The sequence below is a fragment of the Pseudomonas sp. P129 genome, assembly GCF_020312195.1.
Classification (GTDB): domain Bacteria; phylum Pseudomonadota; class Gammaproteobacteria; order Pseudomonadales; family Pseudomonadaceae; genus Aquipseudomonas; species Aquipseudomonas fragariae.
In genome coordinates, this window is sequence record NZ_JAGPYS010000015.1 from 12,322 (window position 1) to 33,211 (window position 20,890).

11 protein-coding genes are annotated in these 20,890 nt (G+C 58.7%); 6 read left to right on the top strand and 5 right to left on the bottom strand.

Annotated features, from left to right (window positions below):
- Positions 1–83: 83 nt before the first annotated feature.
- From KBY02_RS23610 to KBY02_RS23630, 5 genes are all read left to right on the top strand, one after another.
- Positions 84–614: a DUF5943 domain-containing protein gene (locus KBY02_RS23610; protein ID WP_003405158.1), complete on the top strand. Its 531-nt coding sequence runs from the start codon at positions 84–86 to the stop codon at positions 612–614.
- Positions 615–629: 15 nt separating this feature from the next.
- Positions 630–2,690, top strand: a complete 2,061-nt coding sequence (dgcA, locus tag KBY02_RS23615; protein WP_003405157.1) for a dimethylglycine demethylation protein DgcA — start codon at positions 630–632, stop codon at positions 2,688–2,690.
- Between the two features lie 109 nt (positions 2,691–2,799).
- Positions 2,800–4,761: a dimethylglycine demethylation protein DgcB gene (dgcB, locus tag KBY02_RS23620; RefSeq protein ID WP_024652327.1), complete on the top strand. Its 1,962-nt coding sequence runs from the start codon at positions 2,800–2,802 to the stop codon at positions 4,759–4,761.
- Positions 4,761–5,981 (top strand): electron transfer flavoprotein subunit alpha/FixB family protein, encoded by a 1,221-nt coding sequence (locus KBY02_RS23625; protein ID WP_225650792.1) that lies wholly within the window; start codon positions 4,761–4,763, stop codon positions 5,979–5,981. The genes dgcB and KBY02_RS23625 overlap by 1 nt, the downstream gene beginning before the upstream one ends.
- Positions 5,971–6,768, top strand: a complete 798-nt coding sequence (locus KBY02_RS23630; protein ID WP_225650793.1) for an electron transfer flavoprotein subunit beta — start codon at positions 5,971–5,973, stop codon at positions 6,766–6,768. Before KBY02_RS23625 ends, KBY02_RS23630 begins: the two co-directional genes overlap by 11 nt.
- Positions 6,769–6,770: 2 nt before the next feature.
- Here the strand turns inward: KBY02_RS23630 and KBY02_RS23635 are convergent, their stop codons facing one another.
- The 3 genes from KBY02_RS23635 to gbcA form a co-directional block, all read right to left on the bottom strand.
- A complete protein-coding gene (locus tag KBY02_RS23635) occupies positions 6,771–13,907 on the bottom strand; it encodes a PI-PLC domain-containing protein (protein ID WP_225650794.1) in 7,137 nt (2,378 codons plus the stop codon).
- Between the two features lie 766 nt (positions 13,908–14,673).
- Positions 14,674–17,085: a fibronectin type III domain-containing protein gene (locus KBY02_RS23640; protein WP_225650795.1), complete on the bottom strand. Its 2,412-nt coding sequence runs from the start codon at positions 17,083–17,085 to the stop codon at positions 14,674–14,676.
- A 181-nt stretch (positions 17,086–17,266) separates the two neighbouring features.
- Positions 17,267–18,565: a glycine-betaine demethylase subunit GbcA gene (gene gbcA / locus KBY02_RS23645; RefSeq protein ID WP_011269222.1), complete on the bottom strand. Its 1,299-nt coding sequence runs from the start codon at positions 18,563–18,565 to the stop codon at positions 17,267–17,269.
- Between the two features lie 309 nt (positions 18,566–18,874).
- Here gbcA and gbcB point away from each other — a divergent pair, with 309 nt between their 5' ends.
- A complete protein-coding gene (gene gbcB, locus KBY02_RS23650) occupies positions 18,875–19,975 on the top strand; it encodes a glycine-betaine demethylase subunit GbcB (RefSeq protein WP_024639825.1) in 1,101 nt (366 codons plus the stop codon).
- 114 nt (positions 19,976–20,089) lie between these two features.
- Here gbcB and KBY02_RS23655 read toward each other — a convergent pair whose 3' ends face one another.
- Entirely contained in the window at positions 20,090–20,356 is a 267-nt protein-coding gene (locus KBY02_RS23655; protein WP_011269221.1) for a hypothetical protein, read from the bottom strand.
- A gap of 119 nt (positions 20,357–20,475) precedes the next feature.
- On the bottom strand, positions 20,476–20,706 hold the full coding sequence (locus KBY02_RS23660; protein WP_011269220.1) for a DUF6124 family protein: 231 nt from the start codon (positions 20,704–20,706) through the stop codon (positions 20,476–20,478).
- Positions 20,707–20,890 lie beyond the last annotated feature (184 nt).

The window sequence follows — 20,890 nt, forward strand, 5'->3', positions numbered from 1 at the left end:
CCGCCCGCCATACCTTATCGAATTGAACCCCCACGGCCCTTCGAGCGGTGGGTGTAGCCCGAATCATCTGGAGTTTGACCGCCATGGCTAAAATCGCCCCGCAACTGCCCATCGAAGTCGACAGCGAAACCGGCGTCTGGACCTCCGATGCGTTGCCGATGCTGTACGTGCCCCGGCACTTTTTCGTCAACAACCATATGGGCATCGAAGAAGTGCTGGGCGCCGATGCCTACGCTGACATCCTCTACAAGGCGGGTTACAAATCCGCCTGGCACTGGTGCGAAAAGGAAGCCGAATGCCATGGTCTGCAAGGCGTTGCGGTGTTCGAGCACTACATGAAGCGCCTGTCGCAGCGTGGCTGGGGCCTGTTCAAGATCCAGGACATCGACGTCGAGAAAGGCACTGCCAGCGTGAAGCTGGAGCACTCCTGTTTCGTGTACGTCTACGGCAAGGTCGGGCGCAAGGTCGATTACATGTTCACCGGCTGGTTCGCCGGGGCCATGGACCAGATCCTCGCTGCCAGCGGCAGCCCTGTGCGCACGGTTGCCGAGCAGGTTTACGGTGGTTCCGAAGAAGGTCATGACGACGGTCTGTTCGTCGTCAAGCCGCTGTAAATCGAGGATCGGGTTATGGCTTTCGAAGCGATGTTCCAGCCGATCCAGATCGGCAAACTCACCATCCGCAATCGCGTGCTGAGCACCGCGCACGCTGAGGTCTACGCCACCGACGGCGGCATGACCACGGATCGTTACGTGAAGTACTACGAGGAGAAAGCCAAGGGCGGTATCGGTCTGGCCATTTGTGGCGGCTCTTCAAGCGTGGCCATCGACAGCCCGCAAGGCTGGTGGAAATCGGTCAACCTGGCGACCGACAGAATCATCCCGCACTTCCAGAACCTCGCCGACGCCATGCACAAGCACGGCGCCAAGATCATGATCCAGATTACCCACATGGGCCGTCGCTCGCGTTGGGATGGCGATCACTGGCCGACCCTGCTGTCGCCGTCGGGCATTCGCGAGCCGGTACACCGGGCAACCTGTAAAACCATCGAGCCGGAAGAAATCTGGCGGGTAATCGGCAACTACGCCAGCGCTGCGGCGCGTGCCAAGGCCGGTGGTCTGGATGGCGTCGAGTTGTCGGCGGTGCATCAGCACATGATCGACCAGTTCTGGAGCCCACGCGTCAACAAGCGCACCGATGAATGGGGCGGCAGTTTCGAGAACCGCATGCGCTTCGGCCTCGAAGTGATCAAGGCGGTGCGCAAGGAAGTCGGCCCCGACTTCTGTGTGGGGTTGCGCATCTGTGGCGACGAGTTTCACCCGGACGGCCTCAGCCACGAGGACATGAAACAGATCGCCAGGTATTACGACGACACCGGCATGATCGATTTCATCGGCGTGGTGGGCTCGGGCTGTGACACCCACAACACCCTGGCCAACGTCATTCCGAACATGAGTTATCCACCGGAGCCGTTCCTGCACCTGGCGGCCGGCATCAAGGAAGTGGTCAAGGCCCCGGTGCTGCATGCGCAGAACATCAAGGACCCGAACCAGGCAACGCGAATTCTGGAAGGCGGCTATGTCGACATGGTCGGCATGACCCGCGCGCACATTGCCGACCCGCACCTGATCGCCAAGATCAAAATGGGCCAGATCGATCAGATCAAACAGTGCGTCGGTGCCAACTACTGCATCGATCGTCAGTATCAGGGCCTGGACGTGCTGTGCATCCAGAACGCCGCGACCTCCCGCGAATACATGGGCGTGCCGCACATTATCGAGAAATCCGCCGGGCCGAAGCGCAAGGTCGTGGTGGTCGGTGCCGGTCCTGCCGGCATGGAAGCGGCGCGGGTCTCCGCCGAACGCGGCCATGACGTGACCCTGTTCGAGAAGAAGGACTTCATCGGCGGGCAGATCACCACGGCATCGAAGGCACCGCAGCGCGACCAGATCGCCGGCATCACCCGCTGGTTCCAGCTGGAGCTGGCGCGCCTGAAAGTCGACCTGCGTCTGGGGACCGCCGCGGATGCGGCAACCATTCTCGACCTGCGCCCGGACATCGTGGTGCTGGCGGTCGGCGGTCATCCGTTTCTGGAGCAGAACGAACACTGGGGGGCGGCGGAAGGCCTGGTGGTCAGCAGTTGGGACGTGCTGGACGGCAAGGTGGCGCCAGGCAAGAACGTGCTGGTCTACGACACCATCTGCGAGTTCACCGGTATGTCGGTGGCCGACTTTCTGGCCGACAAGGGCTGCCAGGTCGAAATCGTCACCGATGACATCAAACCGGGCGTGGCGATTGGCGGAACCTCGTTCCCGACCTACTACCGCAGCATGTACCCCAAGGAAGTGATCATGACCGGCGACATGATGCTGGAAAAGGTCTATCGCGAGGGCGACAAGCTGGTAGCGGTGCTGGAAAACGAATACACCGGCGCCAAGGAAGAGCGGGTGGTCGATCAGGTGGTGGTGGAAAACGGTGTGCGTCCGGACGAAGCGATCTACTACGCGCTCAAGGAAGGCTCGCGCAACAAAGGCCAGATCGACATCGACGCGCTGTTCGCCATTCAGCCACAGCCATCGTTGAGCCAGCCGGGTGACGGTTACCTGCTGTTTCGTATAGGCGATTGCGTGGCGCAGCGTAATACCCACGCGGCGATCTATGACGGCTTGCGGCTGTGTAAGGATTTCTGAGAGCAGCTGCAAGTTGTTAGCTTCAAGCGGCAAGTAAGCGCTTCTGTTCCGTGCTTTTTCTTGAAGCTTGTAGCTTGCAGCTTGAGGCTTTTGCCTTGAGAGCGACATGATGCTAGACACTCTTCTTCCCATCCTGCTGTTCAGCGCCCTGGCCCTTGCGGCGCTGGGCGCCTGGCGGCGGGTAACCCTGTGGCGCAACGGTCGGTCCTCGAAAGTCGATTGGCTGGGTGGCCTGCTGGCTATGCCCAAGCGTTATATGGTCGATCTGCATCATGTGGTCGCACGCGACAAATACATCGCCAATACCCACGTGGCCACAGCGGGCGGTGCGGTGGCCTCGATTGTGCTGGCGATTCTGGTGCACGGTTTCGGTCTGCATAATCGCGTGCTTGGCTATGCGCTGCTGCTGATGACGGCGGTGATGTTTGTCGGCGCGGTGTTTGTCTATCGTCGTCGTCTGAACCCTCCTGCGCGTCTGTCGAAAGGCCCATGGATGCGCCTGCCGAAAAGCCTCATGGCGTTTTCCGCGAGCTTCTTTCTGGTCACGCTGCCGGTGGCCGGCATTCTTCCCGAGCACTTCGGTGGCTGGGTGCTGGTGGCCGTCCTTGGGCTGGGCGTGCTGTGGGGCGTGAGCGAACTGTTTTTCGGCATGACCTGGGGCGGGCCGATGAAGCATGCCTTCGCCGGGGCGCTGCACCTGGCCTGGCATCGCCGGGCCGAGCGTTTTGGTGGCGGACGTTCCACGGGCTTGAAACCGCTGGACCTGGCCGATCGCAGCGCGCCGTTGGGTGTAGAAAAGCCCCAGGACTTCACCTGGAATCAACTGCTGGGCTTCGACGCCTGCGTGCAGTGCGGCAAGTGCGAAGCGGCCTGCCCGGCGTTTGCGGCGGGCCAGCCGCTCAACCCCAAAAAGCTGATTCAGGACATGGTGGTCGGCCTTGCCGGTGGCACCGACGCAAAATTTGCGGGCAGTCCGTATCCATCGCTGGACGGTAAAGGCAAACCGCTGGGCGAGCATGGCGGCAATCCGCATCAGCCCATCGTCAACGGGCTGGTGGACGCCGAAACGCTGTGGTCCTGCACCACATGCCGGGCCTGCGTCGAAGAGTGTCCGATGATGATCGAGCACGTCGACGCCATCGTCGACATGCGCCGCCACCTGACTCTCGAAAAGGGCGCTACGCCGAACAAGGGCGCTGAAGTGCTGGACAACCTGATTGCTACCGACAACCCCGGCGGGTTTGCGCCGGGCGGGCGAATGAACTGGGCGGCCGATCTGAACCTGACGCTGCTCAGCGAGAAAAAAACCGTGGATGTGCTGTTCTGGGTCGGTGACGGCGCGTTCGATATGCGTAACCAGCGTACCCTGCGCGCGTTCGTCAAAGTCCTCAAGGCGGCCGGTGTGGATTTTGCCGTGCTGGGCCTCGAAGAACGCGACAGCGGCGACGTGGCGCGACGTTTGGGTGATGAAGCGACCTTCCAGACGCTCGCCCGGCGCAACATTCAGACCCTGTCCCGGTACAGTGTCCAACGCATCGTGACCTGCGACCCGCACAGCTTTCATGTACTGAAAAACGAATATGGCGCTTTTGGCGGTGACTATCAGGTGCAGCATCACAGCACCTTCATGGCCGAGCTGGTGCGCAGCGGCGCCCTGAATCTGAGTCAGCACAAAGGCGCCAGCGTGACCTATCACGACCCGTGTTATCTGGGCCGTTACAACGGCGAATACGAGGCGCCGCGTGAAGTGCTGCGGGCACTGGGGATCGAGATCAGGGAAATGCAGCGCTCGGGCTTCCGTTCCCGCTGCTGCGGTGGCGGCGGTGGCGCGCCGATCACGGATATTCCCGGCAGACAGCGGATTCCCGACATGCGCATGGACGACATTCGTGAAACGGCTGCCGAACTGGTGGCCGTGGGTTGTCCACAGTGCACAGCCATGCTCGAAGGCGTTGTCGAACCGCGACCGCTGATCAAGGACATCGCCGAGCTGGTGGCCGATGCGTTGATCGAGGAAGTTATCCCCAGCACGCCAGCACCGGCCAAACGTGAACCTGCGGAGGTGCACTGATGAGCGACCTTATCCGCCGTGATCCACGCGCCGAGTGGATCGCCCGCAATCGACTGCATCCGTTGCACGCGGCCATGCAGCCCGTACAGAACAGCTGGATGGGGCCGAATGGCCTGATGCGCAAAAACCTGCATGGTCAGGGATTTATCGGCCCCAACGGCATCAAGCGTATTGACCGCAGCGGCGCGCAGCAGGGCGGCGCGGTCAAGCGATCGGCCGCTGTCGAGGTGCAGCTACCGCTGCATACCCTCGTCGAGCCAGGGTTCTATATCACCGTGGTGCCCGATATGGTCGGCGGCCGCTTGAGCAGCCATGACCGTGATTTGCTGGGCCTGGCGCGTCAGCTGGCGGGGGTCGAGGGCGCCGTGCTGGCGGTGGTGTTCGGCGAGCACAAGGAAACTGCCTTCGACACCGCTGGCGCGGATCGGCTGTTGATTATCGACGGTGCCGAGTTCGACGGTTATTCACCTGAACAGCGTGTGCAAGGGCTGCGGGCTGTGGATAACCAGTTCAACCCGCGCCACTGGCTGCTGCCGGACAGCCGCAGCGGCGGTGGCGAGCTGGGAAGACGTTTTGCCGCCAGCATCGGCGAGCGACCCGCAACGCGGGTCTGGCAGGTCAAGGACCAGCTGTGCATAAGCCGCGCAGGTGCAGGCCGCGAAGACCTGGTTCGGCCTCTGGCGCGCCTGATTCTGGCCGCTGTGGAGTGCGCCGAACCGGTCAGCGAAACCCGCCACGAGGCATTGCCGGTCGAGTTGTCCACAGGCGTGGCGCGCAGCCTGCCGCGTATCGAAGACCTGGGGGCGGTAGCCGTCGATCCCGGCGTTATCCCCATGGCTGAAGCCGAATTCATTCTGTCTGGCGGCAATGGCGTCAGGGACTGGGACCTGTTTCATCAAGCCGCTGCGGCACTCGGGGCTACCGAAGGGGCGTCGCGGGTGGCAGTGGACGATGGTTTCATGGGCCGCGAGCGTCAAGTAGGCGCGAGTGGCACCTGGGTGACCGCAAGGGTCTATGTGGCCGTCGGTATTTCCGGGGCCATCCAGCATCTGCAGGGCATCGGCGCCTGTGACAAGGTCATTGCGATCAATCTGGATGCGGGCTGCGACATGGTCAAGCGCGCTGATCTATCGGTCATCGGCGAGAGTGCCGAAGTGCTCACGGCGTTGATCGCCGCAGTGCGAGCCTGGCGTAGCGGAGGTAAGCGCGATGCAGCCTGAAGTGTCTGTGGATAAGCATGCGGTACAGATCATCAGTCTGGTGTCCATCGGGGCGCACCCGACATCAGGTCGTGCGCGCCGCGCCGAACAGGATGCGCGGGCCGTCGAGCTCGGTTTGCAACTGGCTGGGGATAACTTGCAGGTGCTGCACGCCGGCAATGCCGAAGAACCGGCGCTGCGCGCTTACCTTGGCATGGGGCTCAACGAGCTGCATGTGCTGGAGCAACCCGAGGGCGCCGATGCGCTGGTTGCGTTGACTGACTACCTTCGCGATTCTGCCGCACAGGTGGTGTTGGCCGGCAGTCAGGCTGAAGCCGGTGAAGGGTCGGGCATGCTGCCCTTTCTGTTGGCTGAGAGGCTGGGCTGGCCACTGGTGACCGGTCTGGCTGAAGTCGAATCGCTGAATAACGGCAGCGCGCTGGTGTTGCAGGCTCTGCCTCGCGGCCAGCGTCGCCGGCTGAAGGTTCGTCTGCCGTTTCTGGCCACTGTGGATAACGCAGCTCCCAAACCCCGGCAGAGCGCGTTCGGGCCTGCACAGCGTGGCACGCTGGACACCGAAATCGTTCAGGCAGTTACCGATGAGTTATTGACCGACCAAGCGCTGCAGCCAGCCAGACCGCGACCCAAACGCCTGAAAGTGATCAAGGCCAAGAGCGGCGCTGATCGCATGAAAGCCGCCACCGCCAAGGCCAGTGGTGGCGGGGGGCAGGTGCTCAAGGGGCTGCGCCCTGAAGAGGGCGCAGCCGCGATTCTGAAGCTGTTGATCGATGAGGGCGTTGTAAGGTAACCCTAGGGTCCTGTGCTGCCCTCTTTGATAGGCGGTTTGCCTTTCTGTTCGGAGGCCGGCCGGAAGTAGGCATAGGAAATGCTCCCGTCCAGACCGCCGCCATTGCTGACCTCGACTTTGACATCCGCGTTTTCGTAACTGCGGTTGAAACTGGAAATCGTGATGGGTAACAAAATGGTCCGTTTGAATGTCACGCCTGTACGACCTTGACCAAAGCCGCCGTCCGGCCTGCCGGTAACCGAGAACACTGATCCCTTGCCCGCCTTGAGTATTTTGGCTGAGCGTATTTCATCGTTGTCGCAGCCAAAGCTGTTGTTGCCGTTGCCCATTTTGAATTGTCTGTCCACATTGAAGGGCACCGTGCAGACAATATTCTGTGTGGCCCCATTGCCTTCATAAAACACAATGCTTGCGTCGCTGATGTCGTTATCGTCTGGCTTGTTAAGCACTCTTATTCGTGAAACCTTACCGTCGAGCCCGTTATTGCGAGAGGCGAGCTTACGGTAATAGAACGTATCGGTCGTGCCCTCGAATGAATCGATTCGCACCCTTTTGCCCATGGGGACCGATTGTTTGACGTCTATGATCGTGAAGTCATCTTGCCGGTCACCGTTGGGGTTGTCGTACAGTTCGATACGCGTGCCCGCTCGAACACCTTCAAGTTCCATTGACCTGAGTTCGTCGTTCTCACACCCGCGTGAGGCAAGCTTCAGATCATATTGAACGCCGCTGCTGCCCCCGCTCTGATTGACCGGCAACACGCAGGAGGCGTCGCCTCCACGATCGGCATTGTTGCGTTCGTAGAAATAAAGACCGCCTTGAGAAAGCGTCGCGGCATAGGGCAGTGCGTCACCCACCTGGTTGAAATCAATGCCCAGATAGTTGGGTTTGCGCCAACCGGTCGCTTCACCGCAATGGTTTTCTACCCTGCGCTGCAACCAGGTCAGGTTGTTATCCACGTCCCCTGCATGCAGCGTAGTACTGCCCCAGGAATGGAATTGATTGAGGACAAATAACCGCGGCAGGCCGCCGTCCCGGGTGCGTAACGAAAGGTCCATGTAACCGTAGCGGCTTTTGCACTGCCAGTCATGCACCAGCGACGTTATACCCAGGTTATAGGTGTTCTCGACTTCTGTATCGGGTGCCCAAAGAACCTCGGCCTGCTTGCCGGCCAGCGTGTACCTTTTGGCCACTTCTCCGTTCGATAACATGACGAGGCGTTTGTTACTGTCGATCATTTCCCTAAGCGTTGGCCAGCTGTATCCATTGGACACATGGCTGTAATCTGCCAATTCCGGCACTTGCTCCAGCACCGGACGCAGTTCGTCTGAGCTCAGCGTCGATTCGAACAGCAGGGAAATGACGGCATTTCGGTCTTTCTGCATATAGGCAACAAACTCTCTGAGTACGTCGCTTAACAAGGGCGCGTCCGCCCAGCATGCACCGATCGCCGGCAGATGGCATACCCGAACCCGTTTTTGCCCGTTGTAATCGCCCACATCCATGTGGATATCCAGCATGAACCCTCTGATCCCACGCTCCAGTTGCGGGGTAATGGCGTCCAGATAGGCGTTGTGCGCGGTGACCCATGTGTACTGATCGAATGGCCTGGTAAAATCATTGATGCCCGGCGCTGCATAAGCGTCCTTGCTGACCTTGATCCAGTAGGCGTTTTCTGTTTCGGCGGTCGGGTAGTACCAATAGTGCGTCGCCGCGTTACCGGAAAATTTCGAACGGTAAAAAGTGATGTTATTCAGCGAGTGAATGGCGCCAGGATAAGTAGGCTCGTTCCATTCCTTCGGGTCCTGCCAGGTGCCTGCATGCTTGCCGGCATAGGTCCAGAAACCATTGTCTGCGGCACCAGCAGGGTAATACCAGTTGTGTCTGGCAGGGCTGCCCTCCTGCAAGGCTTTGAAGAACCACGTCTGGCCGTCGTGATCGGAACGATGGATTTCCCCCACACGCGTAAATTCGTTCCACGTTTTGGGATCGGCGTAGTTACCTTCATTTTTGTAGAGGTATGTCCAGTCTGACGTGCTGTATTCCGAGGTCGGAAAGTACCAGCCTTTTTCAGAAGGACGACCCTCTTTTTCTGCGCGGAATAACAACCGTTCGCCCTGGTAGTCGTAGCTGTAGATATCATCCGGGTAGGCGTAGTCGTTCCAGGTATTGGGCACTTGGAGGGTGCCCCGTCCCTTGCTGAAGAACTCCCACCATGTAGAACTCTTGGGGGCAACGGGGTCATCTTTTGCGGGCTGCCCCTTGGGGTAGTCGTTCTTCCCTGTGAACTTCGACCTGAACAGCATGCGCTGATAGTCGATGGTGGTCTGGTGGACGAGCCCGTTCTGCGTCCAGTCAGCTACGCTTTTGGGCTGTTCGCGTGTTCCGTTGAGGTGCGTGACCTGAAGAAACTTCCAGGCCGGTGACTTTTCGACCAGAGCCGGAGGCTTCTTTTCTTCGTCCGCATCCAGTGGCGCGTTCGGAGGCAGCGTCCACTTGTCCTGTTCTGGAATGCCCTCCTTGTCGGAGTTCACGCTAAACAATAAACGCATCCCGCTGACGTTGTGCACATGCACGGCGCCGCGCCAGCTGACTTCGTCCCACTCCTTGGGGGCATCGAGGGTGCCTGCGTTTCTGGAGATGCCATAGAAAACCCAGTTTTCGGTGTCTCGCATGTCGAAGGGGAACGGCCAGTCATTCAATGAAGGAACGCCGCTGTTTTTTGCGATGAAATAAAGATCAATGCCCTCATGGGGTGTTTTTACATAATCGCCCGGTACGACGGGCTCCTTCTCATCCTTGGGATCGCTGAGCGTGCCGGCGTGTCTTTCGGTCGCTACGTAGATGAAATGCTCATTGTTCGTCGCGTCCGTGGGGTAGGTCCAGTTCTGCTGCTCGGGTATGCCAGCGCTTCTGGCTTTGAAATAGAACCGTATGCCGTCTTTTTCTACGCGATGGATCGCTCCCCTCCACGTAACTTCGTCAGGTATATGAGGGTCGGCAAAAGTGCCTGCATGGGATGTTGTACCGTAATAGGCCCACTGCTCGGTGCTGCTTTCATCGGTCGGGTAGTACCAGTTGTTGGTTGAGGGTGTCCCTGTCATCTGTGCATGAAAATAGAGTGTTTTGCCGTCATGCTCATAGCGATGCAGACGTCCGGGCCAGGTGTATTCATCCCATTCCTTGGGATCGTTCTGGGTGCCGAAGTGCTTGCTGATACCCAGGAAGTGCCAGGATTCGTTATCCGTCGGCGTCATTGGCCGCTCGCCTACATCTATACCCATTTCGCCGGATTTTCTGGCTTCAAACAGAAACTGCGTTCCCCGGTCCAGATGGATGGCGCCCACCCAGGTGGGCTGATCGAAAAGCTTGGGACTGTTCAGCGTGCCCTGGTAAATCGAAAAGCCCACACGATCAAAGTTGTTTTCGTTCGCGTAACCCTCTTCATCATCCGCTACATGCCCCCAGATTTTTGATCTGTAGAACCATCGGGTGAAACTTTCGCCGATGCCGGTGGGGATCTTCACCACGTGCAGCGCGCCTGGCCAGGTCGCATCGGATTGAGGTTTCGGATCGAGCCAACTGCCCGCGTGAATGCCCATGTCCAGGTAAGACCACTGCTCGTTACTGTCAGGCGGTGCCGGATAGTGCCATCCTTCCTGGCCGGGAGCGCCATCGATGAGGGCCCTTGCGAAGTAAGCCTTTCCATCAACTTCAAAGCGGTGAATCGCACCGGGCCAGGTGATTTCGTAAGCGTCCTTGGGCGATTGCAAGGTGCCTGCAAAGGCACTTTTACCCACATAAAACCAGTTGTCATTGCTTTGCTGTGAGTCAGGCAGCGGATGCCCGGTATTGAAAACACCGGCAAAGCGAGCCTGGTAATACTCGTCCGCAGTATGGATAACCTTGACAGTGTCTCCGGGCCTGATCATCTCCCCCGTCTGCACTGGATCAGTCAGTGTGCCTTGGTGAGAGGACTGCCCCGCGAACTCCCACCAGGCGTTGTCGGTTGCCTCCAGCGGCAGCGGGTGATCGATGCCGATGACCGCGAGATTGCCCGTAATCTTCGAGCGGTAATAACGCCTGGTGTTGTCGACCTGGCGCATATGAATCGCCCCGGTCCAGGTCACTTCCTGCTGATCCTTGGGGTCGATGATCTCGCCCGAATGCCGGGATTCCCCGACCACTGTCCAGTAATCATTTTCTCCGACCAGCGGAATCGGCCAGTCGTGCTCGGCAAGCAGTCCATCGACTTTGGAAAGCAGATACAGAGTACGGTCTCTGGCTTGCATCGCGTGAATGCTGCCCGGCGTGGTAAAGCCGGAGTCGCCTTTCGGATCGGCCCAGGTGCCCATGGGAAGGTTTGTGCCCAGATACTCCCAGTGCTCGTTGTGGGTTCCGGGCGCGGGGTAACTCCAGTCATTGGCTTGAGGAACACCTCGTGCGAGGGCGCGATAATAGACGCGCTGCCCTTCAACGATGGTGGCGTGAATCAGTCCCTGGCTGGTCATTTCATCGAAGTCTTTCGGATCGGCAAACGTGCCTTTGTGCCGGACCAGGCCCAGCACTTTCCAATACTGTGTGTCGCCCGAAGTCGGGAGGGGCCAATTGTCGGCGATCGGGTTTCCCGACTGCTGAGCGATGTAAAGCTGACGCCTGCCTGATGAGCTGTACTCGTGAACAGCGCCAATCCAGGTCTCGCCGCTCATTGATTTGGGGTCGGCGTAAGTGCCTGCCTGATCTGAGGTAAACATGAACTCCCAGAAGTCTGTACTTGTGGGGTCTTGCGGGTAAGGTGTTTGCGAAGTGGGCTTTCCGGTCATCTTCGATTTGAGGAACGCCCGTTGGCCATTGATGGTGGCCACGTGTATCGCATCCGGCCAGGTAGGATCGGTGAAGGGTTTTGGGTCCGAGAAGGTGCCGGCATGTTCTCCGGCGTACTCATAGAACGTGTTGGATTCTTCACCTGAGGGATAGACGGCACCCACATCCTGGGCAAATCCGGAAAACCTGGTGCGAAAAAGTTTTTGACGGGTCAGGCCAAGCTGGTCGGCAAAGATTGCGCCGGGGGTGTTGATGTCGTTACGTTCGCGTGGCGTTTCGGCAGTGCCGCCGTTGAGTGAGGTCACGTAGCTCCACTGCTCATCGCTTGTTTCACCCACCGGATAAACCCATCCCCCTGCAACCGGTTGAGCCTGCTGCCGGGCCGCGAAAATGATGTGCTGATCGTCATCCAGGTGCAGTGCGCCTGGCCATGTGGCGTCATCACGGCCTTTGAGGTCGTCTGCCGTACCGGCATGTTTGAACACTGTGACGAATTCCCAGTGGGTGTTACTGGCAAGATCACTTGGGTAAGGCGTCGCTGTAGAGGGCATGCCGTCGAACAGTGAGCGCAGCACTACACGCTGCCCCTTGATCGAGGCTTCATGCAGTGCGCCGATCCGGGTGATGTCATCGAAGGGCTTGAAGTCGCTCCATGTGCCTGCGTGCCGGCCTGCGTAGACCCAATAAGGATCGACGATGCCCACCGTCGAGAAGCTGTCGAGATCGTTGGCGGGATAGCCTTCGTAGCTGGAAACATAGAACGTGCGCGCGCCTGGAACGGTGCCATCCACGTACACCGAACCTGCCTGGCTGTAGTCATCGAATCGTCTCGGGGCTTCGAAGGTACCCAGCGGTGGTATCTCTGGAATATACGACCAGTGCTCGTTGCTTTCTGGTGTGGCTGGTAGCGGCCAGTCATGCTTGGAGGGAAAGCCTTCCGCCAGCGAGACGAAATACACCGGGTTGTCGTCGATCAGCGTTTCGTGCACTGCGCCGGGCCAGGTAAATTCCTGTTGGGTTTTGGGGGCGGCCACTGTTCCTGCATGGAGGGAGGTCCCCAATAACTCAAACTCGTCGGTCTGGCTGTAATCCCAGCCGGTTGGCGGCGCGGTCCAGGATTTCAGCGCACGGTACAGCGCTTTTCCCTGGCCCTGCTGTACCGAATGGATAGCGCCGACCCACGTCTCGGTGTCCAGGTCAGTCCTGGGGTCCTGCCAGGTTCCGGCATTCTGGGTGATGTGGCGCACTCCCCAATAAGTGGTGTTGGTGGGCGAGGTCGGGTAAGGCTGTTCAACTGCCCCTGAGAAGTGCGCCGCAAACGAAACCCACTTGCCCTGCAGTTTGGCGCGATGCAGTTTTTCGAGCGCGGTGTTTTCTCCGAAGGCTTTCTGGTCGGTGTATGAGCCTTCATGGACGCCGCGATAATCCCAGTACTGATTGCTCTGCGCGCCGCTCGGGAATTGTGCATTCAGAAGGGGCGCGAATCCGATAAAGGTGGAGGCGTAGTAGTCACTGCGTAGCGGCGTCAGCGGGTTGCGATAATAAGAGCCTTTCGACGTGCTCAGGTCGGTCCAGGGTTTGGGGAGGGAGGTCTGAATGCCTGACAGCGTCCCCGCAAACGTCCAGTACCCGGCGCCGCGCTCTGTGCCGGGTGCAGGCCATGCATCGACGCTTGGGCGTCCGGTGTGCTGCGCCAGATAAACGGCCTTGGTCTGCTCGAAATAGACGAAGACGCCAGGCCAGACCAGATCCTGATCGGTTTTCATCGCTTCAGGTGTACCGGGCTTGTCAAAAAAGCCGATGAAGTCCCAGAAGTCATTGCTTTGCGCTGTGGTTGGATAGGGCGTTTGCGGACCGGGCATGCCGGTGATTTTCGAGCTCAGCAAGGCGTTTTTGCCTTCGATCATCGCCAGGTGCAGCGCCCCCTCGCGGGTTGGCTCGTCGAATGGCTTAAGGTCAGGTCCCAGACCTGAATGCTGGCCGGCGTAGGTCCAGAAGTCCGTCGAATGGGGTGTGTCGGGAAGGGCTGGATCGAGCTGATCAGGCTGGCTGTCGAAGGCTGCGATGTAGAACGCGACGGACTGGCCCGTGTGGGCGGAGAACACGGCTCCCTCGAAAGCGGGTTCTCCGGCCAGTCGTGGTTGTTCGAAGGTGCCCGCATTCACTTCCCTGCTGACGGTCGACACTTGCGCAATCGACACCGCTGGCGCTGGCAGAGAAGAAGGTCCCTGGTCTGGAGCCGCACTGACGAGCCAGGCCAATAGCAGGCCTGTGATGAACGCCACTGACAATACAGTCCTTTGGTATTTTTTCATGGCACCGGTGCGTCCATTCACAGTGGCTCGGAATTGCCTCTTTGATTAATCAAGGAGCGCTGAAAAGAGCCTATGCGCGTGCCACGCGTCGAGATACTCGCAAAACTGATAGGTGGACGTGGCAGCCGTGATGGACTTACACACAATCCCTGTGCGCGTGCCTGTGGATAAAGTGTTCGTTAATCGCTGAAGCTCTTGCTGGACGTGGCGTGTGACGTAGCGATCAAAAATTGATCAATCTAAGTGGTTATTTCCATTGGGCTTTTTGTGGATAAGCATTCAGGCGCTACCTGTCAGTCACTCACTTTGCCCACAATCTCTGTTGGTGTGACTGTGGACAACTTGTTTGTGGTTGTCTGCAGGCCATATATTTAAAGGGTCTTGAGCTGTTGTTCAAAAAATGATCAGGATGGTAGGTTGCGCGCGAAATCATCCTGACGGCGAGGTTTTTTTGGCCATTTCAGACGTTGTCCACAGCGGATGGGTTATCTGGACCAAGTTGTACCCAAAGTCTGTTGGCGCTTCTGTGGATAAGGTGTTCGTGCTCGTCTGTAGCCCAATGAAATTAAGCTCTGCAGAGAGTTGGTTAAAAAACATACAGGCTTTGTGATTGAGGTGTTCCACGGTAAGTCGTTGTTGCCCGAGCTATTTCCGAGCCTACGAAAAAACGACTTATCCATAAACGCTTTTTGGGCGCTGTGGATAAGTCGTTCAGTCATTACACCGTCACCGTCTGTTTATGAGCCAGGGCAGGTACTCGCGAGGTTCACTGCCATTCTTTCGGCCAGTCGCGGAAACCTCTGCCGCCTGCTTGCTCGGTCCAGGGTGCCCATAGCGTCGGCGCACCGCCTGGGTACCAGTCTGTTTGTGAATGGTGAGGATTGAGGCAGATGTAAGAGGCACCGGCATACATCACCTTATCCCCCTTCACGTAGTCAGTATTTGTTTTCCATTCAAGCAATGCGGCGCTGGTCGAGGCCTGCACAACGTTGCTGGGCCCGGACAGTTCTGAATCTTTATCGCGTGCGCCGACCAGATACTGATAGGTCTTGCTTGGGGTCAGGCCTCTGACGGTATAAGTCAGTACGGTTGAGTCGACGGTCACAGTAGGCGCGTCGAAACTGTAGATATGGTAGACGTCAACGGCAGTACCCCCGGTAGGTGCATCCCATGCCAGTGAAACACTGGTGGGGGTCGCACCTGTCTGACGCAAGTTGCCGGGTGGCGCAGGTCGATCATTGGACGCCTCGGATTCTGTAGTGGCCAGAAGTTCTTCAGAGAGTCCTGAGCTGTTGCCCAGACTGTCGGTCGCGATGATGTGATAACCATAAAGGCGGCTTTGCAGAAGGCCTTCGTCGGTGAAGGGAGGAACCTTGCCCTTGCCTATCGAAACACCCTCGCGGAACAGCTCATAGTCAAACGGACCGCTGGCATCCGTCGAAACACTCCAGTCCAGCGTTATCGATGTGGTGGTCCGCCCGGTTGACCTGAAGTCGACAGGCACTGAAGGTCTATAGGGTTCCAGATCGGTTGGGACTTCCAGCTCGTTGCTGATCTCCGACCACTTACCCTGTATATCTTTTGCAATAACGAAGTAGGTATACGTTCTGCCCGCTGTGAGGTTCTCATCGGTATAGACGCGTGGTTGGTCAGCAGGGACCTTCACAAAAGGCCAGCCATCCCGGGCAATTTGATACTCGAGGAGTCCAGCTTCGCTGCTGGACTGTGTCCATTCCAGCGATACACTTCTATCGGTGACGCCTGCCAGGCTCAAGACTGGTGGTGTCGGGTTCGCCGCACCGCCGCCTCCTGCCTGGGTACTCACGCTGATCGCTGGAGAGAATGCCGAGGTGTTGCCCATGACATCAATGGCACGTACCTGGTAACTGTAAGTGATACCGGACTGAAGGCCGGTGTCTTCATACGAAGGGCTGTCCGCAAATAACGACACGCTGTTGTCGCGGCGCAGTTCATAGCGCAGTACCGGGTTCTGGCCTGCCGACAGCGACCAGACGAGTTTCACCGACGTTGGGGTTTGTTCGGTTGACCTGAGGCCAGTGGGTACTGAAGGCTTGTCAGGTACGGGCGTTTCGCCGCCGGTGAGATAACCGTAGCGTTTGGCAAACTCCCATTTATAGGCTTCGCCAACCTTGGGCGTGCCATTGTCCCAGTTGACCGACCAGGTCATCAGACCGCGAATCGGGTTGCCGTCGGCCTGCAGGGTGTCCAGGGCGTATTTCACGTCGTCCGGGTTGATCACATAACCTGTCGCGGCGGCGTCATTATTGGTGGGCAAGCCGATCGCAAGCCGGTTCGCCGGGATTTTGGTAAAGCCGCGCGTGCCGTGGATCAGGCTGTCGGTCAGGTAATAGAGAAATTCCTTCTTGCGGGCATCATTGTTTTGCGTCACCCACAGGTTGAGCTCGTCGACCCATATGCCGTCGCCACCCTGGTTGTAGTATTGGGGGGCGATAAAGTCATAGAGGTCCTCAAGCGCCTCGATATAAGCGAGGTACGCGCCGCCACTTCTGAAGGACGTGAGGAAGGCGACGGCTTCTTTCAGAAACGGAAAGTAGGTGGTGATTTCTTTCAGCAGTGGCGTATCGCGGGCAGCCGATCGCAGATAAGGAAACTCCGGAGCCATGCTGATAATGAAATGCTTGCCTTCGGTCTCGTAATGCTCGCGCACCATTCTCAGTGCGGCGGGTAATACGGTGCGGTTATCGGCAAAGGTAATGGCGGCCTGTTCGAGATCGATATCCAGGCCGTCAAAGCCATAGACTTCGACCAGCCGGATAATCTCGTAGGCCAGCGCTTCTTCCTGGCCGGCATGCAGCTCGATATGCGCATCAGCCCCGCCAAGCGAGATCAGCACCGCCCGGCCCTGGGCATTCAGTTCCGCTACCTGAGCGCGAAACGCCTCATCACTCAGGTTATAAGGCTTGAAGGTCGGTATGCCGGCGCCTTTCATGAAAGCCACTGCAATGACGTTGTAGGCCTTATCTATGCCTGTCAGCGGCATTTCGGCAAACATTCCCTGCTGGTAGCCCTGACCTGATTCCGAGGGCCAGTTATGCCAGAAGCCCATGAGGATATTTTTCCCTGATATATCCGTCATGGTCGATGCGGCGTCGACCTTCTTGTTTTTGTATTGAGTGATGATTTTTGGGTTGAGCATGATTCGTGTCTCCGTCCGTTGGATTGACTGCAACGGGAGTTGATCACGAAAGGTTTTTTCACGTAACTGTCAGAAATGACGGTATCGGCGGGAAGGCTTTTGTGTCGGCGATACTTCAGGGCTGACTCGCTTCGTGCGTGAAGTGAGTCAGCCCTGACGTATCGCGTTGGCGGGGTAAACGCTACTCGTGATTGACCGCCACGCCCTTCAAATACGGTGCAGGCTCCGCGCCGAGGTTTTCCAGCATGCGCGAGCTGTACCAGTCGACGAAGTTGACCACGCCGAACTCATAGGTTTTCGAGTAAGGGCCGGGTTGATAGGCGCTGGAGTTGATGCCTCGCTGGTTTTCCTCGGCCAGACGACGGTCCTGATCATTGGTAGCGTCCCAGACCTGGCGCATACGCTCGACGTCGTAATCGACGCCTTCGACCGCATCCTTGTGGACAATCCACTTGGTGGTGACCATGGTTTCCTGCGCGCTGATCGGCCACACCGTGAAGACGATGATGTGATCGCCCATGCAGTGGTTCCAGGAGTGCGGCAAATGCAGAATGCGCATCGAGCCCAGGTCAGGGTTCTGGATACGGCCCATCAGTTTCTTGCAGCCGACCTTGCCGTCCATGGTCATCGACACTGTGCCTTTAAGCAGTGGCATGCGCACGATACGGTTGCGCAGGCCGAAGCTGGCGTGGGCGTAGGGAATTTTCTCTGCGTCCCAGGCAGCGGCGGACGCGGCGACATGATCCTTGAAGGTCTGATCGGCGCGGGGATCGGTGACGTCGTCCCATTCCAGCAGCGTCTTGAGCAATTCCGGGTGCGAGCCACTGCAGTGGTAGCACTCGCGGTTGTTTTCCAGCACCAGCTTCCAGTTGGCCTTCTCCATCAAGGTGGTTTGCACCGCCACCTTGGTGTTCTCCATATCGTAGGGTTCCATGTAGTGGCGCAGCGTCGAGAGGAACTCGTCGATGGCCGGCGGGTTTTCTGCCAGGCTGATGAAAATGTAGCCGCCCGCAGTCTTGACGTGGACCGGTTTGAGGCCGAACTGCTTCATGTCGAAGTCGTCGCCCATCTCGGTACCGGCATACAGCAGGCGACCGTCCAGCTCATACGTCCACTGGTGATAGTGGCAAACCAGTTTGGCGACCTTGCCTTTTTCGGCTGTGCACAGGCGCGAGCCGCGATGGCGGCACACATTGTGGAACGCGTTGACGGCACCGTCCGGGCCGCGCACGACCAGGATCGGGTTCTTGCCGATCTGCAGCGTCAGGTAATTGCCCTTGGTCGGGATTTCGCACGTCATCCCGGCAATCAGCCACTCCTTGTGAAAGATTTCCTGCATGTCGATTTCAAACAGTCGCTCATCACTGTAGAAAGGCTGCGGCAGCGAGTACGTGCGCTCGCGATTCTGCAGCATCTCGGCAGTGGCCTTGCGTGCAGGTTCCAGCGGATCGCCCAGGCTCAAGGTTGCGGTGACGTCCATCGATTAAATCCCTCATGACCGCGGCATGGGCGGCCTGCGAATATGGCTGATACGGGTGTGATCGCGTTTCACGCATGACGATAGATCAGTCGATCATGCTTATGACCCTTGGTGGCGAGTGTGGAGCCGGGCGCTCAGCGAACCTTATCCATGGGCGACATGGCCGCATCCGTTCCCGACGCGACAGGCCTTGTTGGACGGGGCTGGTCGCGGTAAGTACGTGAATGTCGTTGATAGGTAAATGGCCGCCTCGCGCGTTACGCAGAATCCGCAGCATGAGAGGCCGACAGTCGGCCGTGGAGATCGAGTATGTCCCAAAGTTTCCTGAGCCCGGTCACGACCCAGACATGGGCCAACGGGCGTCACCTGGTACGTGTCGTCAAAGTCATCCAGGAAACCTGGGACGTGCGCACGTTCTGCTTCATGGCCGACCAGCCGATCATGTTCTTCTTCAAGCCGGGCCAGTTCGTGACCCTGGAGCTGGAGATCGACGGCCTGCCGATCATGCGTTCCTACACCATCTCCAGCTCGCCATCGGTGCCGTACAGTTTTTCGATCACCGTCAAGCGCGTGCCGGGCGGCAGGGTTTCCAACTACCTGCATGACACCCTGATTGAAGGGCAGGAGCTGGCGGTACACGGGCCGGTCGGGCTGTTCAATGCCATCGACTTCCCGAACCCGAAGATTCTCTACCTCAGCGGCGGTGTCGGTATCACGCCGGTGATGTCCATGGCGCGCTGGTTCTACGACACCAACGCCAATGTCGACATGGTCTTCGTGCACAGCGCCCGCTCGCCCAAGGACATCATCTACCACCGCGAGCTGGAGCACATGGCGTCGCGGATCGACAACTTCAACCTGCATCTGGTCTGTGAAAAACACGGGCTGGGCGAGCCGTGGGCGGGTTATCGCGGTTACCTGAACCAGAAAATGCTTGAACTGATGGCCCCGGACTTCATAGAGCGCGAGGTGTTCTGCTGCGGGCCGACACCGTACATGACCGCGGTCAAGCGTCTGTTGCAGGAAAACGGCTTCAACATGGCGCAGTACCATGAAGAATCGTTTGGTGCGACACCGCCCGAGGCCAGGGCCGATGCCGTCGAACAGGCCGAAATCGCTGCCGACGCGCCCGACGTCGATATCGCCGACCTGCATCAGGTGGAATTCACCGACACCGGCAAGAGCATCCGTGTGGGACCGGGCGAAACCGTGCACGCCGCCGCCGCGAAACTCGGCCTGATGATCCCCAAGGCCTGCGGGATGGGCATCTGCGGGACCTGCAAGGTTATGAAGCTGAGCGGTGAAGTCGAGATGGAGCACAACGGCGGCATCACCGACGAGGATGTTGCAGAGGGATACATCCTGTCCTGCTGCAGCGTGCCGAAGGGTGATGTGCGGATTGAGTATTGAGCACGCCTGACGCTATGTGACGCGCTACACGCTCAAGGCAGGACGCAGAGCGTCCGGAAAGGCATACCCACGCGGAGCATGGGTACGATAGACGTTCTTGAGGGCGCCTACCGGCTAAGATCCACTGTGACTCTGCTTGTAAGCCGCCAGCGCGGGCAGCAGTTGCCGGTCGATGGCCTGGCGGACGGCGGGGAGGAGGGTGGCGCTGCCGGTGAGGAGTTGTTCTACCAGGCGCCGCAAGGCGGTCGCGCGTTCGGCGTTGAGGCCGCAGACGGCGTTTGCGCAGGCTTGTTCAGCGGTTGCGCCGCCGGGTGCTTCGAAGCCCAGGGCTCTGAGCTGGCCGAGCAGGTCTTCCTGGTCAATCAAATCCGCGTGCATCATGACGTCTGTTCCTTTGAACGGGCTTTTTCCGATTCTGGAAGGACAACCGCCTGCGGGCAACCCCTGCCTGTCGTGAGTGGCAGGATTGGCTACAAGTGCGTCGTTTTCAGTTCATGGGGTCATTCGGCTTGCAGGTTGTCTATGGTTCTGTCGACCATGACCTTGGCCATTTCCACCAGGTGCATGATCGACAGCGTCATGTCGCGCTGGGTGCCGGTCATGCTGTCGCTGAATTCACAGGCGCTGGTGGCGGCGCAGCGCAGCAGGTCGCTGGCATGCATCAGGGCGTCTTCATGGCTGACGTTGGGGTTGGCGGTGAAGAGGGGCGGATCGGGGACGATTTTTAGCATGTGATGTATCTCCTGAAGTTTTAGAAGACCATCACCGTCGGCTACTAATCGAGGGTGGTGATCATGCGCAGGTAGTAGCCCGGTCCAGGAACCCCGGTGCATCCAAAGATGCCCCACGCACGACCACCATAAAAGCGCAGGCCGTGAAAGGGCACCTGCACAAGGTGGCGCAATGCGCCTGGAT